This window comes from Ignavibacteriales bacterium (assembly GCA_016709765.1).
Lineage (GTDB): Bacteria > Bacteroidota > Ignavibacteria > Ignavibacteriales > Ignavibacteriaceae > IGN3.
In genome coordinates this window covers 21,585-37,169 of the sequence record JADJMD010000012.1, presented here as the reverse complement: position 1 = coordinate 37,169, position 15,585 = coordinate 21,585, and the positions used below count along the sequence as shown (strand labels likewise).

The 15,585-nt window shown below is 33.5% G+C and carries 12 protein-coding genes; 9 read left to right on the top strand and 3 right to left on the bottom strand.

Annotation, left to right across the window (positions count from 1 at the left end; genetic code table 11):
- Positions 1-3: 3 nt before the first annotated feature.
- From IPJ23_06190 to IPJ23_06170, 5 genes are read left to right on the top strand one after another with little or no spacing between them, the layout of a single operon-like run.
- On the top strand, positions 4-1,572 hold the full coding sequence (locus IPJ23_06190) for a response regulator (protein ID MBK7630273.1): 1,569 nt from the start codon (positions 4-6) through the stop codon (positions 1,570-1,572).
- 2 nt (positions 1,573-1,574) lie between these two features.
- A complete protein-coding gene (gene tsaE / locus IPJ23_06185; GenBank protein MBK7630272.1) occupies positions 1,575-2,003 on the top strand; it encodes a tRNA (adenosine(37)-N6)-threonylcarbamoyltransferase complex ATPase subunit type 1 TsaE in 429 nt (142 codons plus the stop codon).
- Positions 1,996-2,670, top strand: a complete 675-nt coding sequence (tsaB, locus tag IPJ23_06180; protein ID MBK7630271.1) for a tRNA (adenosine(37)-N6)-threonylcarbamoyltransferase complex dimerization subunit type 1 TsaB — start codon at positions 1,996-1,998, stop codon at positions 2,668-2,670. The genes tsaE and tsaB overlap by 8 nt, the downstream gene beginning before the upstream one ends.
- Positions 2,663-3,379, top strand: a complete 717-nt coding sequence (locus tag IPJ23_06175) for a DUF1573 domain-containing protein (GenBank protein ID MBK7630270.1) — start codon at positions 2,663-2,665, stop codon at positions 3,377-3,379. Before tsaB ends, IPJ23_06175 begins: the two co-directional genes overlap by 8 nt.
- Positions 3,380-3,381: 2 nt before the next feature.
- The gene (locus tag IPJ23_06170; protein MBK7630269.1) at positions 3,382-4,221 is read left to right on the top strand and encodes an acetyl-CoA carboxylase carboxyltransferase subunit beta; all 840 of its coding nucleotides are present in this window, start codon (positions 3,382-3,384) and stop codon (positions 4,219-4,221) included.
- A 5-nt stretch (positions 4,222-4,226) separates the two neighbouring features.
- Here the strand turns inward: IPJ23_06170 and IPJ23_06165 are convergent, their stop codons facing one another.
- On the bottom strand, positions 4,227-5,000 hold the full coding sequence (locus IPJ23_06165; GenBank protein ID MBK7630268.1) for a biotin--[acetyl-CoA-carboxylase] ligase: 774 nt from the start codon (positions 4,998-5,000) through the stop codon (positions 4,227-4,229).
- Between the two features lie 256 nt (positions 5,001-5,256).
- On the opposite strand from IPJ23_06165, the gene dnaK reads away from it, so the two are divergent.
- From dnaK to IPJ23_06145, 4 genes are all read left to right on the top strand, one after another.
- Positions 5,257-7,170: a molecular chaperone DnaK gene (dnaK, locus tag IPJ23_06160; protein ID MBK7630267.1), complete on the top strand. Its 1,914-nt coding sequence runs from the start codon at positions 5,257-5,259 to the stop codon at positions 7,168-7,170.
- A gap of 122 nt (positions 7,171-7,292) precedes the next feature.
- Positions 7,293-8,390, top strand: a complete 1,098-nt coding sequence (locus tag IPJ23_06155) for a DUF1624 domain-containing protein (protein ID MBK7630266.1) — start codon at positions 7,293-7,295, stop codon at positions 8,388-8,390.
- Between the two features lie 2 nt (positions 8,391-8,392).
- Entirely contained in the window at positions 8,393-9,418 is a 1,026-nt protein-coding gene (ruvB, locus tag IPJ23_06150) for a Holliday junction branch migration DNA helicase RuvB (protein MBK7630265.1), read from the top strand.
- Between the two features lie 16 nt (positions 9,419-9,434).
- Entirely contained in the window at positions 9,435-11,315 is a 1,881-nt protein-coding gene (locus IPJ23_06145) for a M1 family metallopeptidase (protein ID MBK7630264.1), read from the top strand.
- A gap of 83 nt (positions 11,316-11,398) precedes the next feature.
- Here the strand turns inward: IPJ23_06145 and IPJ23_06140 are convergent, their stop codons facing one another.
- Both IPJ23_06140 and IPJ23_06135 read right to left on the bottom strand, forming a co-directional pair.
- Positions 11,399-13,177: a DEAD/DEAH box helicase gene (locus tag IPJ23_06140; protein MBK7630263.1), complete on the bottom strand. Its 1,779-nt coding sequence runs from the start codon at positions 13,175-13,177 to the stop codon at positions 11,399-11,401.
- 297 nt (positions 13,178-13,474) lie between these two features.
- On the bottom strand, positions 13,475-15,580 hold the full coding sequence (locus IPJ23_06135) for a glycoside hydrolase family 97 protein (protein ID MBK7630262.1): 2,106 nt from the start codon (positions 15,578-15,580) through the stop codon (positions 13,475-13,477).
- Positions 15,581-15,585 lie beyond the last annotated feature (5 nt).

Sequence of the window (15,585 nt, the reverse complement as noted above, 5' to 3'; positions counted from 1 at the left end):
AAATTGGATAGAAAAAAAATTCTTTGGGTAGATGACGAAATAGAACTTTTAAGATCTCATATTATTTTTCTTTCCGAAAAAGGATATGAGGTTGATACTGTTACGAATGGTGAAGATGCAATTTCATCAGTTAAAGAAAATTTATATGATTTGATTTTTCTTGATGAGATGATGGCAGGAATGGGCGGACTTGAAACACTTGCCCAAATAAAAAATATCCGTAGTTCAATTCCGGTTGTAATGATTACAAAATCAGAAGAAGAAACTTTGATGAACGAGGCAATCGGGGGAAAAATTTCTGATTATTTAACAAAGCCGGTTAACCCAAGCCAGGTTTTACTTGTCTGCAAAAAAATTCTGGAAGGTAAAAAAATATCCGGGCAATATGCTGCCAAAGATTATTTGCAGGATTTTAATCAAATTACACAAGCATTAAGTTCTAATCTTGATTTTACGGAATGGATTCATATTTACCAAAAATTGGTTAATTGGTCTATAGAACTTGATCAGCATCGAGAGATTGGTTTAGAGCAGTCGCTTAACGAGCAATTTAAAGAGGCGAACAAAGAGTTCTCAAAATTTGTTGAAAGAAATTATAGACCATGGCTTGATGAAAATAAAAGTTCAGACGTTCCGAATCTTACACCTCAGATAACAGAAAAATATGTTTTGAATCATTTGCGTGATGAAGGTAAATCAGTTTTTTATTTTGTATTAGATTGTCTTCGCCTAGATCAATGGTTAGTGATGGAAAAACATCTTACCGATTTATTTAAAATTGAAAAGGATTATTATTATTCAATCCTTCCAACTGCAACACCGTATGCAAGAAACGCATTGTTTGCTGGATTATATCCTTCCGAAATTGAAAAACATTATCCAAATTTATGGATATCTGGTAACGATGATGAAAGCAGCATGAATAAATATGAAAAAGAGTTATTGCAGCTTTTACTTGATCGGAAAAGAATTAAACTTCGTAATGATCTAAAGTATATAAAAATTATTGATCCTGAAGTTGGTAGAAATTTTGAACAGAATATTCACTCATATCAAAATACTCATCTTACCGCAGTTGTTGTTAATTTTTTAGATATGATTGCTCATGGAAGATCTGACTCGGATATCCTAAAAGAAATTGCTCCTGATGAATCCGCTTACAGATCTCTAACTAATAGCTGGTTTAGTCATTCCTCACTGCTTAATATTTTTACAACACTTTCTAAAATGAAGAATGTAAAAATTGTTATAACGACTGATCACGGCAGCATAAGATCGTTACGAGGAGCTAAAGTACTAGGGGATAGAGAAGCTTCAACAAATTTAAGATTTAAGTATGGCAGAAATCTTAAAGTTGATGAAAAACATGCAATTTTTGTGAGGAACGCAAGCGATTATAAACTTCCAAAGCGCGGTGTAACCATTAATTATATAATCGCCAAAGAAGATTATTATTTTGTTTATCCAACGGATTATCACAAGTTTTTAACTCATTATAAAGATACTTTTCAACATGGTGGAATTTCGATGGAAGAAATGATTTTACCAATCATTACTATGGAACCAAAATAACCATGCAGTTTCCTTATTCGCTAAAAAGTATTTCCGAAGATGATACAATCTTAATAGCAGATGAGTTTGGCAAATTGTTAAAACCGGGAATGGTAGTAATACTAAATGGTGATCTAGGAGCAGGCAAAACTTTTTTTATCAAACAAGTTTTGAAAAAGTTTGGTGTTACAAATAGCAATAGTCCTACATTTGCAATTGTAAATGAGTATTTCGGTAAAGAAACATTTTATCATTTTGATTTTTACAGAATTAATAAAGAAGCTGAATTACTTGATATTGGAATTGAAGATTATTTTAGCAATGAACAATCCATTATTTTTATTGAGTGGGGAAATTTATTTCCACAAGTTATTCCAAGAAAACGAATAGAAATTAGCATCAGTTTTGAAAATGATACTCAACGAGAATTTTATTTTATGGAATATGAATAATATCTTTCCTTTATTAGCAATTGAAACCTCAGACAGTGTTTGCGGTGTGTGTGTTTATTTTAATGATGAAAAATATTTCTCAACAAAACTCGTTTTAAAACACTCACATGCCGAAAAACTTTTTGAACTAATTAATTCAGTTCTGAAAATGGCATCTATCAATCAATCCGATCTTAAAACTATTGCCGTCTCAAGTGGACCAGGATCTTTTACCGGACTACGGATTGGAATGTCTTCTGCTAAGGGAATCGCTCAATCGATTTCAATTCCAATTATACCTGTTCCAACATTTGAAGCTTTAGCCTATCAAATTTCAAGAATATTACCTGAAAAATCTTCTTTTATTATAGCAAATAAAGTTGGTAGGGATGAATTATATTTTGCAAAGTTTCAAATTAAGGGTAATAATTATATATTTATGGAAGAGTTAAAAATTGTACCTCGTTCAGAGTTTGATTTGCTTATTAACGATATTCCTGTTTTTGGGAATGCTACTAGTGTTCACTCTGAAAATAGTCATTTACTCAAGAATCTTTCTTCACCTGATCCGGAATTTGTTGCCAGATGGGCTGCTAATTTTGGAGTGGATAAAAAGATTACAGATTTTGATTTTCTCGAACCAAATTATATGAAAGAATTTATTGTTAAGGAGAAAAAACATGATTAGATATTTTTTTGTGATTTTTATAGTTAGCGCGATCGCAATCATGCCCCAAATGATTGCCCCAAAAGTTAGCGTTCAGCAGCTTAGTCATGATTTTGGAGATATCAGTGAGAATGAAGTTGTTAAGCATACTTATGTTATTTCAAATAACGGTGGTGATTTACTTAAGATCTCAGATGTCAGAGCATCATGTGGTTGCACCGCAGCAAAACCGGATAAAAGTGAACTTAAACCAGGTGAATCAACAAATCTCATTGTCTCGTTTAATTCCAAGGGAAGAAAAGGACCACAAAGTAAAACAGTCACTGTTGTAACAAATGATCCTGAAACACCTAGTATTACATTATCTTTTAAATGTAATATTGTGGTTAGCAAAACCGTTGAAAATAAATATGGAGCAATTATTTATTTGCCTGAAACTCAACATGATTTTGGAAAAGTTCCTGAAGGAAAGAAAGTTGAGTACACTTTTAGTTTTGAAAACAAAGGAACTGAATCACTTACTATAAAAGATGTAAAAACATCTTGTGGTTGTACTGCGGCTGTAGTTAGTAACAGCAGCATTAAGCCTGGTGAATTTGGATCAATTAAAGTTGATTTTGATACAAAGAACCGTTCAGGTAGAAATAGTAAATCGATTACAATTGTTTCTAATGACACCAAAGAGCCAAACAAAGTAATAACCATTTATGCAGATGTGCAGAAAAATTAATTATGCCTTGGTTTAAAAGATCGAAACAAAATATTGCTGATACTACTCAGCAAAAAGAATTGCCAGCAGGCTTGTGGGATAAATGTCCTTCGTGCGGAGAAATAATTCACAAAAAACAACTTGAGATAAATCTTTGGACATGTTTGAAGTGTGATCATCACTTTAGAATTTCTAGTTTAGAATATGTTTCATTTCTTTTTGATAAAAATTCATTTAAGGAAATGGATAAAAAAATGCGCTCTGCGGATCCACTTGAATTTACGGATACTAAAAAATATGCAGATCGTATTTCATCCACTATAAAAAAGTTAGATCTTAATGATGCAGTAAGAACGGGAACCGGAAAAATTGATGATAGGGAAGTTGCTTTTGCCTGTATGGATTTTCAATTTATCGGCGGCTCGATGGGTTCGGTAGTTGGTGAAAAGATTGCAAGAGCTGCAGACAAAGCTTACAAAAGTAAAATCCCGTTAATTGTTATTTCATCAAGCGGCGGTGCAAGAATGATGGAAGGTGCATATTCGCTTATGCAAATGGCAAAAACCAGTGCACGTTTAGCAAAATTGGCAGAAGCAAAAATACCGTACATTTCAATTCTAACCGATCCTACAACCGGTGGTACAACAGCCAGTTACGCAATGTTAGGTGATATTAATATTGCCGAACCAAAAGCACTAATTGGATTTGCAGGACCACGTGTAATTAAACAGACTATCGGGAAAGATTTGCCGGAAGGTTTCCAGAGATCTGAGTTTTTGGTAGAACATGGTTTTGTGGATTTTATATCCCACAGAAAAGAACTTAGAAATAATTTAATTAGAGTATTGGAATTGTTAGTCTGAAAAAATTAACCCAGACTAACATCTCCATAATGAATTTTTTCAATTCCATCCCTGGTTTTCAGAAGTAAATAACCTTCTTCATCAATGTCGTAAAATATTCCAAACTTTTCTACATCATTCTCAACGATAGATATTTTTTCACCAATCATTTTACACTTTTCTTTCCAATCGTGAATAACTTCTATTTTATTCTTCTTTAGTTTGTCTAAAAGCATTTCAAAATTATTTAATATTTCTGCCAGAAGTCTTTCTCGATCAACACTTCGTCCAAGTTCGATTCGGATTGAAGTAGGAGGATAATTAAACGTTCCTTGAAACGATATTTGATTTACATTTATTCCAAGACCTATTACAAATCGTTCAATTTTATTACCTTGAGAAGAAGACTCAATCAATATACCGGATGTTTTTTTGCCGTCTATCAAAACATCGTTCGGCCATTTGAGTTCAGTTTTTAATTGAAATAAATTTTCAATCGATGTGGCAATCGAAAGTGAAGCAGCAAAATTTATAAGACTGGAATTATTTGCTAAAAATTTATCTTTAGTTAATAGAATGGAAAAAGTAAGATTTGAATCTGGGGCGCTGTACCAAACACGGTCTTTTCTTCCTTTTCCACTAGTTTGTTTTTCGGCAAGCACAACCGTTCCGTTTTGATTATATCCGCTTTGTTTATCCATTAAAAATGTGTTTGTGGAGGATAGCTCTTCTGCATAGACAAAAGTTCTTCCGATAAATTCTGTATTAAGTTTTATGTCAAAGTTTTCTATATTGAACAAAGTAGCTCCAATTGATGATTTCAAAAATACGTTATTTTAATCAAAATGTCAGTCAAACCGCCGATATGCCTTCGATTAGCGACATAATGGCAGGCAATTAAATACTTCCAATTCTCAATAATTTAAGTGATTGCTATAAACCTTTTATTTATAATGTTTTACAAAATTGTAACAACTTGGCACTATGCTTGTTTGTGTATAATGCAAGCTAAACAAAAAATCAAAACTGAATAAAAAAAATTAAGGAGTATATATAATGGGTAAGATAATAGGAATAGATCTGGGAACAACAAACTCTTGCGTTGCGGTTATGGAAGGTAACGATCCTGTTGTAATTCCAAATTCCGAAGGCGGCAGAACTACACCATCCGTTGTTGCTTTTGCAAAGTCTGGTGAAAGATTGGTTGGTCAACCAGCTAAAAGACAGGCAATTACTAATCCAAAGCATACGATATTTTCTATAAAGAGATTTATGGGAAGAGTTATTAGTGAAGTAAGTAAAGAAAAAACTGAAATCCCTTACGAAGTAGTTGCTGGTGATAACAACAGCGCGCGAGTTCAAATTGGAGACAGAATGTATTCTCCACCTGAAATCAGTGCGATGGTTTTACAGAAAATGAAAAAAACTGCTGAAGATTATCTAGGGCAAGAAGTAACTGAAGCTGTAATTACAGTTCCTGCTTATTTTAATGATGCTCAGAGACAGGCAACAAAAGATGCCGGTGAAATTGCCGGATTAGTTGTAAGAAGAATAATCAATGAACCTACAGCAGCGGCTTTAGCTTATGGGCTTGATAAAAAAACAAGTGATCACACAGTAGCTGTATATGATCTTGGCGGCGGGACATTTGATGTTTCAATATTAGCACTTGGTGATGGTGTGTTTGAAGTAAAATCAACCAATGGTGATACCCACTTAGGCGGGGATGATTTTGATCAAAGACTTATTGATTTTCTTGCAGATGAATTTAAGAAGCAGGAAGGTATCGATCTTAGAAAAGATGCAATGGCGTTACAAAGATTAAAGGAAGCTGCTGAAAAGGCAAAGATTGAATTATCAACTTCGCAATCAACCGATGTTAATCTTCCATTTATCACTGCAACACAAGATGGACCAAAACACTTAAACTTAAATCTTACTCGTGCAAAGTTTGAACAGTTAGTGGATGACTTGGTAAAAAATACAAAAGCTCCTTGCGAGCAAGCTATGAAAGATGCTGGTGTTAGTCCAAAAGATATAGATGAAGTGATACTTGTTGGTGGATCAACGAGAATTCCAATGGTTCAGCAGTTGGTTAAAGATTTATTTCAAAGAGAACCACATAAAGGTGTTAATCCGGATGAGGTTGTCGCGATTGGAGCAGCAATTCAGGGTGGTGTTTTAGCCGGAGATGTTAAAGACGTACTACTTTTAGATGTAACTCCGCTTTCACTAGGAATTGAAACTCTAGGTGGAGTGATGACGCGTTTGATCGAATCAAATACAACTATTCCAACAAAAAAGAGTGAAGTGTTTTCTACTGCTTCTGATAATCAACCATCTGTTGAGATTCATATTCTGCAGGGGGAAAGACCAATGGCAGCAGATAACAGAACATTAGGAAGATTTCATCTCGATGGAATTCCTCCAGCACCGCGTGGTATCCCACAGGTTGAAGTTACTTTTGACATTGATGCTAATGGCATTTTACACGTTGGAGCAAAAGATAAAGCTACTGGGAAAGAACAAAGTATCAGAATTACTTCTTCAAGTGGATTAGATAAGAGTGAAATTGATAAAATGAAAAATGCTGCTAAAGAGCACGCTGCTGAAGATAAACAGAAGAAAGAAGCTGTGGAAGTTAGAAATCAAGCAGATAGCTTGATTTTTCAAACGAAAAAGCAAATTGATGAGTTAAAAGAAAAGGTTCCGGTTGATGTTAAATCTAGACTAGAATCTGAAATTAAAAAAGTTGAAGATGCAATTGCAACAAATAATACTGAGCAAATTAAAACGGCAACCGAATCTTTAAGTAAAGTATGGAATGAAGTTGCTTCACAGTTATATTCACAACCCGGTGCTCAGGGACAACCTGCTCCAGATCAGCAACCTGGTGAGCCAAAACCTGCTGATGAAAAAGGTGATGTTCAAGATGCTTCTTATGAAGTTGTTGATGATGATAAAAAGTAAAATTATCTAATTTTATTTTAGTCACTTCCAATAAATTAAAGCTCCGATTAAATTTTTATCGGAGCTTTTTTGTTTACATCTCAAATGGTTATTTTAGGTTTTAAGATAATATTTCATCAATCATGGTTCGAAGCGAAAAGAAACATCGAATAATATTTATTGATCTTATGCGTGCATTTGCAGTTATTCAAATGGTGCAAGGACATACGGTTGATACACTTTTAGCGCCGGAATTCCGTTCAGAACAGTTCTCAGTATATTATTTATGGAATTTTATGAGAGGCATGACAGCCCCGATTTTTATGTTTACTGCGGGTACAGTTTTTACATACCTTTTTCGCCTCACGAATGAATCATTTGGAAAAAATCCCAGAGTAAAGAAAGGTTTTTTTAGATTTTTACTTTTATTAACAATTGGTTATTTGTTAAGATATCCTACTTACACAATATTTGATTTTTCAAATGTTACGCAAGATAGATTGAATATATTTTTTGCAGTTGATGTTTTGCAGTTGATTGGCTTTGGGCTATTGTTTGTTATGACAAGTGCATTCATCGCAGAAAAATTAAAACTGAGCGATACAATTGTATTTACTATTTTTGCTTTGTTCTTTTTTATTACAACTCCATTCTTTTCAAAAATCAATTGGCTAAATTATTTTCCTCAGCCAATTGCTGGATATTTTTATGATGGATCCGGATCATTGTTTCCATTATTTCCCTGGGCTGGATATGTAGTTTTGGGTGGCGTCTTAGGAAGTTATCTGGCAAGAAATCCATTAGTATTTAAAACTAACAGGTTTAGTTTTAATCTGGCAATTTTTGGATTTGCGTTAATATTTGTTTCTGAAATATCAGTATTAGTTTCAAGTAATTTATTTAACTATAATTTTGTCCCTTCATCTTATGCAATCGAAACAATAATCTTAAGGGTTGGATTTGTTTTAGTTCTTAATTCATTAGTTTCTTATATCTCACAAAAGATCGAATCTATTCCACGAATCATAATTCTTATAGGAAGAAATACCTTACTTATTTATGTGGTTCATTTAATGATATTGTATGGTAGTGCATGGAATCCTGGACTATCATTATTTTTTGGCGGCTCGCTAAACGTCATTCCAACAATAATCTTTGCTTTATTTATGATAACTCTAATGGGATTATTGGTAATTTTGCTTAGCAAATTAAAATTTAGAAACAAACAACTTGTAACCTAACGATGCGTAAATCAAACACAACGAATCCTGTACCTTTGGATGATGAGAAACAAATTGATCAATCACTTAGGCCTCAGTTTATAAATGATTTTTCAGGACAGAAGCGAATAACTGATAATCTAAATGTATTTGTTTCCGCTGCCAAAAAAAGGAATGATTCGTTAGATCATGTTTTGCTTACAGGTCCTCCGGGGCTTGGCAAAACAACTCTCGCACATATAATCGCAAATGAACTAGGTACAAAAATAAAAATTACTTCGGGTCCTGTATTAGAAAAGCCAGGTGATCTTGCTGGGCTTCTTACAAACTTAGAAGAACATTCTGTTTTATTTATAGATGAAATTCATAGACTTAGTCCTGTTGTTGAAGAATATCTTTACTCGGCTATGGAAGATTACAAATTGGATATTATGATTGAAAGCGGACCAAACGCTCGTTCTGTCCAAATAAGTTTGCCTAAATATACATTAGTTGGTGCAACAACACGCGCCGGAATGTTAACTTCACCATTGCGTGATAGATTTGGAATAAAATTCCGTTTAGATTATTACGATAGCGAAACACTTAATAAAATTGTTAATCGTTCTGCAAATATTCTTAATCTTAAAATCAGTTCTGATGCTTCACTTGAACTTGCCAAAAGATCGCGAGGAACACCAAGAATCGCAAATCGGTTATTAAGACGCACAAGAGATTTTGCAGATTTTGATAACAAAACTTTAATTGATTTAGATGTTGCTAAAAAGGCATTAACTGCATTGGAAGTTGATGAATTTGGATTGGATGAAATGGACAAAGATATAATTCTTGCAATAATTGATAAGTATAGTGGTGGTCCTGTTGGATTAAACACTCTTGCTGTTGCGGTTAATGAAGACCCTGGAACTATTGAAGAAGTTTATGAACCATTTTTAATTCAACAAGGATTTATACAACGAACGCCGCGCGGAAGAGAAGCTACAACTTTAGCATATAAGCGTTTCGGTCGAAACAAATTTGATAAAAACAACCAAACACTTTTTGAATGATGAAAGGGAACTTACATTGAAGCAGATTACAATTCTACTTTTTGTTTTTTCGTTTGTAATGATTTCTTTTGGACAAAATAATCTAAAAATTCCTCTGAATATTAAACCTGCTTATGAAAAAGGTACAAGATCATTGGATGGGATGCCAGGGAAAAATTATTGGCAAAATAAATCTGAGTATAATATTAAAGTTAATCTTGACCCTAAAACAAAACTGCTTCAAGGATCTGAAGATATTATATATCATAACAATAGTAACGATTCATTATCCCAAATAGTAGTTAGACTATATCACAACATTAGCAAACCAAATGCAAGGAGAGATTTTAATCTTAATGAGAATGCGTTAACAAATGGTGTTCAATTAAAAAAAATAATTTTGGATAGTAAAGAAATAGAACTAACTGATAAATCTATAAGTAATGTTTCAGGTACAAATCTTATTCTTAAACTAACCGAAAAACTTGCACCAAAAACACAATTAAATTTTTCGATTGATTGGGAACTTAGTATGCCTGCTGTGCAGTCTATTCGATATGGCAGTTATGATTCCACAACCATGTTTATAGCGTATTGGTATCCACAAGTTTCTGTTTATGATGATATTGATGGTTGGGATATGCTTGATTATTCCGGAACTTTAGAAATGTATAATGATTTTAACGATTACAACATTGAGTTTAATGTCCCTGCAGGATTCCAAATATGGGCAACTGGAGTTTGGCAAAATGCTGATGAAATTTTAAATCAAAAATATTTTGAAAGATATAAAGCGGCGTGGAAGTCTGACGATGTCGTTAAAATAATTGAACCATCGGACTTAATTACAAACAGTATTTATCAAACAACTACAGGATTTCATTCTTTAAAATTTAAGGCTGAAAATGTTCCTGATTTTGCCTTTGGAATTAGCGATCATTATCTGTGGGATGCTGTTAGTTTTACACCTGATAAGAGTTCTGATCGAAGAGTTTATTGTGCAGCTGCTTATAATGAATCAAGTAAAGATTTTATTGATGTTGCTTTCTTAGCAAAAGAAGCATTAAAATATTTTTCTTATGAAATACCAGCAGTTCCATACCCATTTCCTTCAGCAACTGTTTTTAATGGGTCGGGTGGAATGGAATATCCGATGATCGTAAATAATGGCAGTGCTAGTACAAAATCAGGGACTGTGCATTTAACTTCTCATGAACTTTGTCATCAATATCTTCCATTTTATATGGGAACTAACGAAAGAAAATATCCATTTATGGATGAAGGCTGGGCCGTAATGTTGCCTTTTGATTTTCAAGAGAGATTTGCGGAAGGATATAATCCAAGAGAAAGATATGTTAAAACTTACGAAGATTTTGCCGGTAATGAGTACGATCTTCCTGTTATTATTCCTTCACCTACTATGAATTACAGGTCTTATAGAACTTCGGCCTATAATAAGCCGGCAAATGCCTATGAGATATTAAGAAAAACTCTTGGGGACGACCTTTTCCTAAAAGCATTACAAACATTTATGGAAAGATGGAATGGCAAGCATCCCATACCAACTGATTTTTTCTTCACATTTAATGAAGTTACAGCGCAGGATTTAAACTGGTTTTGGAAACCATGGTTTTACGATTTCAATTATCCGGATATTTCTATCGAAAAAGTAAGATCTAAAAAGAATTCGATTTTTGTTAAAATTAAAAATATTGGTGGTCTCCCGTTACCGATCAAATTACAGGTTATGTACAATAACGAAATGATAAGGGAGATTTATAAAACAGCAGAAGTCTGGAAATCGGGAAAAGACAAAATAGAAGTTAAAATAAATGGTGTTGAAAACTTTGATGCAGTTATATTGGGAAGTGAGCTTATTCCGGACGTGAACTCGATAGATAATGTTTACTTTAAGTAATTATTGATCGAGACTTATTATAATTTTTAATTAGATTGTCATTCCTAACTAGAATGAATAACAATCTATAAATTTAATTCACTCTATCTTTTCTTATCCTTCGAAAAACTCTTCGTACGTTTAAAATCTTTCTTCTCGCCAAACCCTTTTTTATCTCTTGAAAAACCGGACTTCTTAAATTCGCCTGAACCTTTTCTATCTGAATTATATTTAGGTTTACCGCCGCCGCCGCGTCTTTTCTCGGCTATCTCAATATTAATTTCTCTTTTCTTTAATTTCTGGCCTTTAAATCCATCCATAATTTCAATTTGAAAATTTGTATCAGCTTCAAAGAAAGAAAAGTTTTTTAAGATTTCAATTTCGCCAACTGCTATATCACGCATTCCGGTAAAATCATTAATCATTCCTATTAACTGCGTTGGTTTTAAACCATCAGTAACACCCAAATTGATAAAATATCTTGTATAATTATTATTACCACCTCTTGATGGTCTTGATCTATCTTGGTCACGGTCTTTAAACTTTCCTTCACTCGGACTATTTAGATCTGCCATATTTTTATAGTATTCTAAAAACCGATTAAACTCAATAGAAACAAATCTCTGAATTAGATCATTTCTATCCATCCACTCCAACTTTTCATAGATCTTTGGTAGGAAAGGTTCAACTTGCACGGTATCAACCTCTACTTTTTCAACTTTATCGATTAAATGAAAAAGTTGTTTCTCACAAATTTCTCTTCCAGAAGGAATAGGAAGAACTGTAAATTTTTTACCCAACTGTTTTTCAATCGTGTTGAGTTTGTATTTTTCTCTAAGATTTGCAATTACAATTGATGTTCCGCTTTTGCCTGCTCTGCCGGTTCTTCCACTTCTATGTGTGTAGATTTCTAATTCATCCGGAAGATCATAATTTATGATGTGTGTTAACGCATCAACGTCAAGTCCTCGAGCTGCAACATCAGTTGCAACTAAAAGACGTAAATGTCTTGTTCTAAATTTGTTTAAAACTGCTTCACGCTGTGATTGGGATAGATCTCCGTGAAGTGCATCAGCGTCATATCCATCTTGCATCAGTTTCTCAGAAACGTCCTTTGTCTCTTGTCTTGTTCTACAAAAAACAATTCCATAAACGTTTGGATGAAAATCAACAATTCTTTTTAGTGCAAGATATTTATCACGAGCATGCACGAGGTAACTAATATGCTCAACATTTTCAGCGCCCGAATTTTTTCTGCCAATGGTAATTTCGACAGGATTTTTCATATATCGATTTGCAATTGAGAGAAGGGGATTAGGCATTGTAGCCGAAAATAAAAATGTGTTTCTTGTCTTTGGTGTTGTTTCTAAAATTGCTTCAAGTTCTTCTTTAAAACCCATGTTGAGCATTTCATCTGCTTCATCAAGAACAACGGCTTTAACATTACTTAAGTTTACTACTCCTCGATTTATTAGATCATTCAATCGGCCGGGCGTTGCAGAAATGATCTGTGCACCTTGTTTTATTTTCTGTATTTGTCCATCCATACTAGATCCACCAAAAATGGCAGCTATCTTAATACCTTTATTATGTGCTGCATAATCCTTTAAGTCATCTGCAATTTGTAAACACAGTTCTCTTGTAGGTGCGATTATTAAATATTGTACCTGTCGCAAACTTGTATCTGTTTTATGAATGATTGGTAAACCAAATGCAGCTGTTTTACCTGTTCCGGTTTGTGCTAAAGCAATTATATCTTGTGGCTCATCCTGTAGAATCATTGGAATTATTTTTTCTTGAACCGGCATTGGGTTTTCAAAATTTAATTCTTTTATAGCACTTAATATGTTTTTATCTAAACCTAACTCTTCAAACGAATTCATTTAAAAACTTTCTAATTTTTTTCTGTTATTTGATTATTGATTACTCTTGAAATGATTTTACCGGCTGGAATATCAACTACTTTTATTGTTAGTATATCAGGCAAGTTTAATTTCTTTTACTCTAAATTGAATCGGAATTAATTAAAACCGCAAACAAGAAGTAAATCGTTGCTGTAAAGATAAGGAAAATAAAGTGAATCACAGTTATATAAATCACTTTAGATTAATGGTTTACAAACAAAAAACCCCTTTCTGGTAAAAAGAAAGGGGGTAAAGAGTTCAAATAGTTCTCTAAAATCAGTCAGATGGTTTTAGAATTATAGCCGTTCCACCACCCGGTGCAAGTTTTAATTTTAAAACGTCCTTATTGTTAATTGTCCTTTTTTCAATCTCATATTTCATCGGATTCTTTTCCCAATCAGCATCAGGTGCATCTTTGTAAATAGTCATTTCATATTTATCAGCAGGTAGAAAATCAAGTTTAACATCAAAATCTCTGGCTACTTCATCTGTTATTGCTCCAATGTACCAATCATCCGAGTCTTTATCCTTGCGAGCAATGATGATATAATCACCTGGTTCTGCTTTTAAGATTTTTGTGTCACTCCAATTTACAGGAACCTGCTCGATGAATGTAAATGCATCTGGAAATCTTTCATAATTTTCCGGAAGATCTGCGGCCATTTGTATTGGGCTATAGATAGTAACATAAAGCGCAAGTTGTTTTGCCAATGTTGTATGAACCTGGTATTTACTCGTGGGATTATAATAATCCATTTTTATTTGAAAAATTCCAGGAGTATAATCCATCGGTCCGCCTATAAATCGAGTAAAGGGAAGAATGGTTTCATGCTCAGGTGGATTACCAATACTCCAAGCATTAAATTCATTTCCACGAGCAGCTTCTGCTGCCAACCAATTTGGATATGTCCGATGCAATCCTGTTAACCTTACTGATTCGTGTGAATCTACACATATTTTATACTTCTCTGCTTTTTCTAAGACACGAGTAAAATGATTTACCATCCATTGTCCATCATGATGCTCACCACGTGGAATAATTTTTCCTACATATCCGGTCTTTACAGAATTGTATCCATGATTCTTCATAAAAGTAAAAGCTTCATCAAGTCTACGTTCATAATTTGTAACTGAAGCTGAAGTTTCGTGATGCATTATTAATTCTATATTTTTCAATTTTGCATAATTCTGTAATTCAACAACATCAAAATCCGGATAGGGGGTTACGAAATCAAAAACATCTTCTTTCCATTTTCCAAACCAATCTTCCCATCCAATATTCCAACCTTCAACAAGCACAGCATCAAAACCATGATTTGCAGCAAAATCGATATAACGTTTAGTATTTTCTGTAGTTGCACCATGTTTACCATTTGGAGTAACTGATTTCCAATCAACTTCACCCAATTTTACATTACTTATATCGGAATAATTCCATGACGTTATTCCAACATGCATTCCCCACCAGATACCTATATACTTTTTAGGTTTAATCCAGCTAACATCTTCAAATTTTGATGGTTCGTTTAAGTTGAGAATTATTTTTGATGCAAGAATTTCTTCAGCTTTATCACTAACAATAATCGTTCGCCAGGGAGTTTTACAAGGAGTCTGCAGATAGGCTTTGTTATTGTAAACGTCAGGGCACAAATGAGATTGAAGTGCAAAATCTTTTCTATCAACTTTAAGATACATTGCCGGATAATTTAGCAGAGCAGCTTCGTGAATATTGATGTACAATCCATCTCTAGTTTTCATCATTAAGGGAGTTTGAACAAAATTATCCCCAGGGATAGATTTGACTCCAATCTCATCAACATTTTTTCCAATGCCTGAATTGACTTCCGAAAGCAGGGAAGTGGTGTAAGTATATTCTTGAGAATCATAATCACCGGGAATCCAAAATGTTTTGTGATCTCCAGTTAAATTAAATTGTGTATTCTCTTCAAGCACTGTAAAGTATGTTAAATTATCCTGTACAGGAAACTCATATCTGAATCCAAGTCCATCGTTAAAAATTCTGAAAGTAACAATCATCTTTCTCTTTTCTGTTGACTGAATAAGAGTAACCTGCATTTGATTATAGTTATTTACAATCTTTTCAACTTCACCCCAAACAGGCTTCCATTCTTCTTTAAAATTGGATGTTACAACAGCATCTATATTAAAACCACTAGTTAGATCAGACTGATTTAATAAGTCAATTCCTAACTTGCTATCCTTAATTACGACTTTACCTTGTCGGGATAGGTTATAAATCAACTCATTATTTTCAGATAGTTTTACGGTAACAGTTAATTTAGAATCTGGTGAGGATGTTTGCTGTGAATAGCTGCATTGAATTGAGATTGCAAAGATGAATAGAATGAATATGATTCTCATTTCAA

Coding starts and splice junctions, on each gene's coding strand:
- tsaE (MBK7630272.1), top strand. CDS start 1,575: ATGCAGTTTCCTTATTCGCTAAAAAGTATTTCCGAAGATGATACAATC.
- tsaB (MBK7630271.1), top strand. CDS start 1,996: ATGAATAATATCTTTCCTTTATTAGCAATTGAAACCTCAGACAGTGTT.
- IPJ23_06175 (MBK7630270.1), top strand. CDS start 2,663: ATGATTAGATATTTTTTTGTGATTTTTATAGTTAGCGCGATCGCAATC.
- IPJ23_06170 (MBK7630269.1), top strand. CDS start 3,382: ATGCCTTGGTTTAAAAGATCGAAACAAAATATTGCTGATACTACTCAG.
- dnaK (MBK7630267.1), top strand. CDS start 5,257: ATGGGTAAGATAATAGGAATAGATCTGGGAACAACAAACTCTTGCGTT.
- IPJ23_06155 (MBK7630266.1), top strand. CDS start 7,293: ATGGTTCGAAGCGAAAAGAAACATCGAATAATATTTATTGATCTTATG.
- ruvB (MBK7630265.1), top strand. CDS start 8,393: ATGCGTAAATCAAACACAACGAATCCTGTACCTTTGGATGATGAGAAA.
- IPJ23_06140 (MBK7630263.1), bottom strand. CDS start 13,177: ATGAATTCGTTTGAAGAGTTAGGTTTAGATAAAAACATATTAAGTGCT.
- IPJ23_06135 (MBK7630262.1), bottom strand. CDS start 15,580: ATGAGAATCATATTCATTCTATTCATCTTTGCAATCTCAATTCAATGC.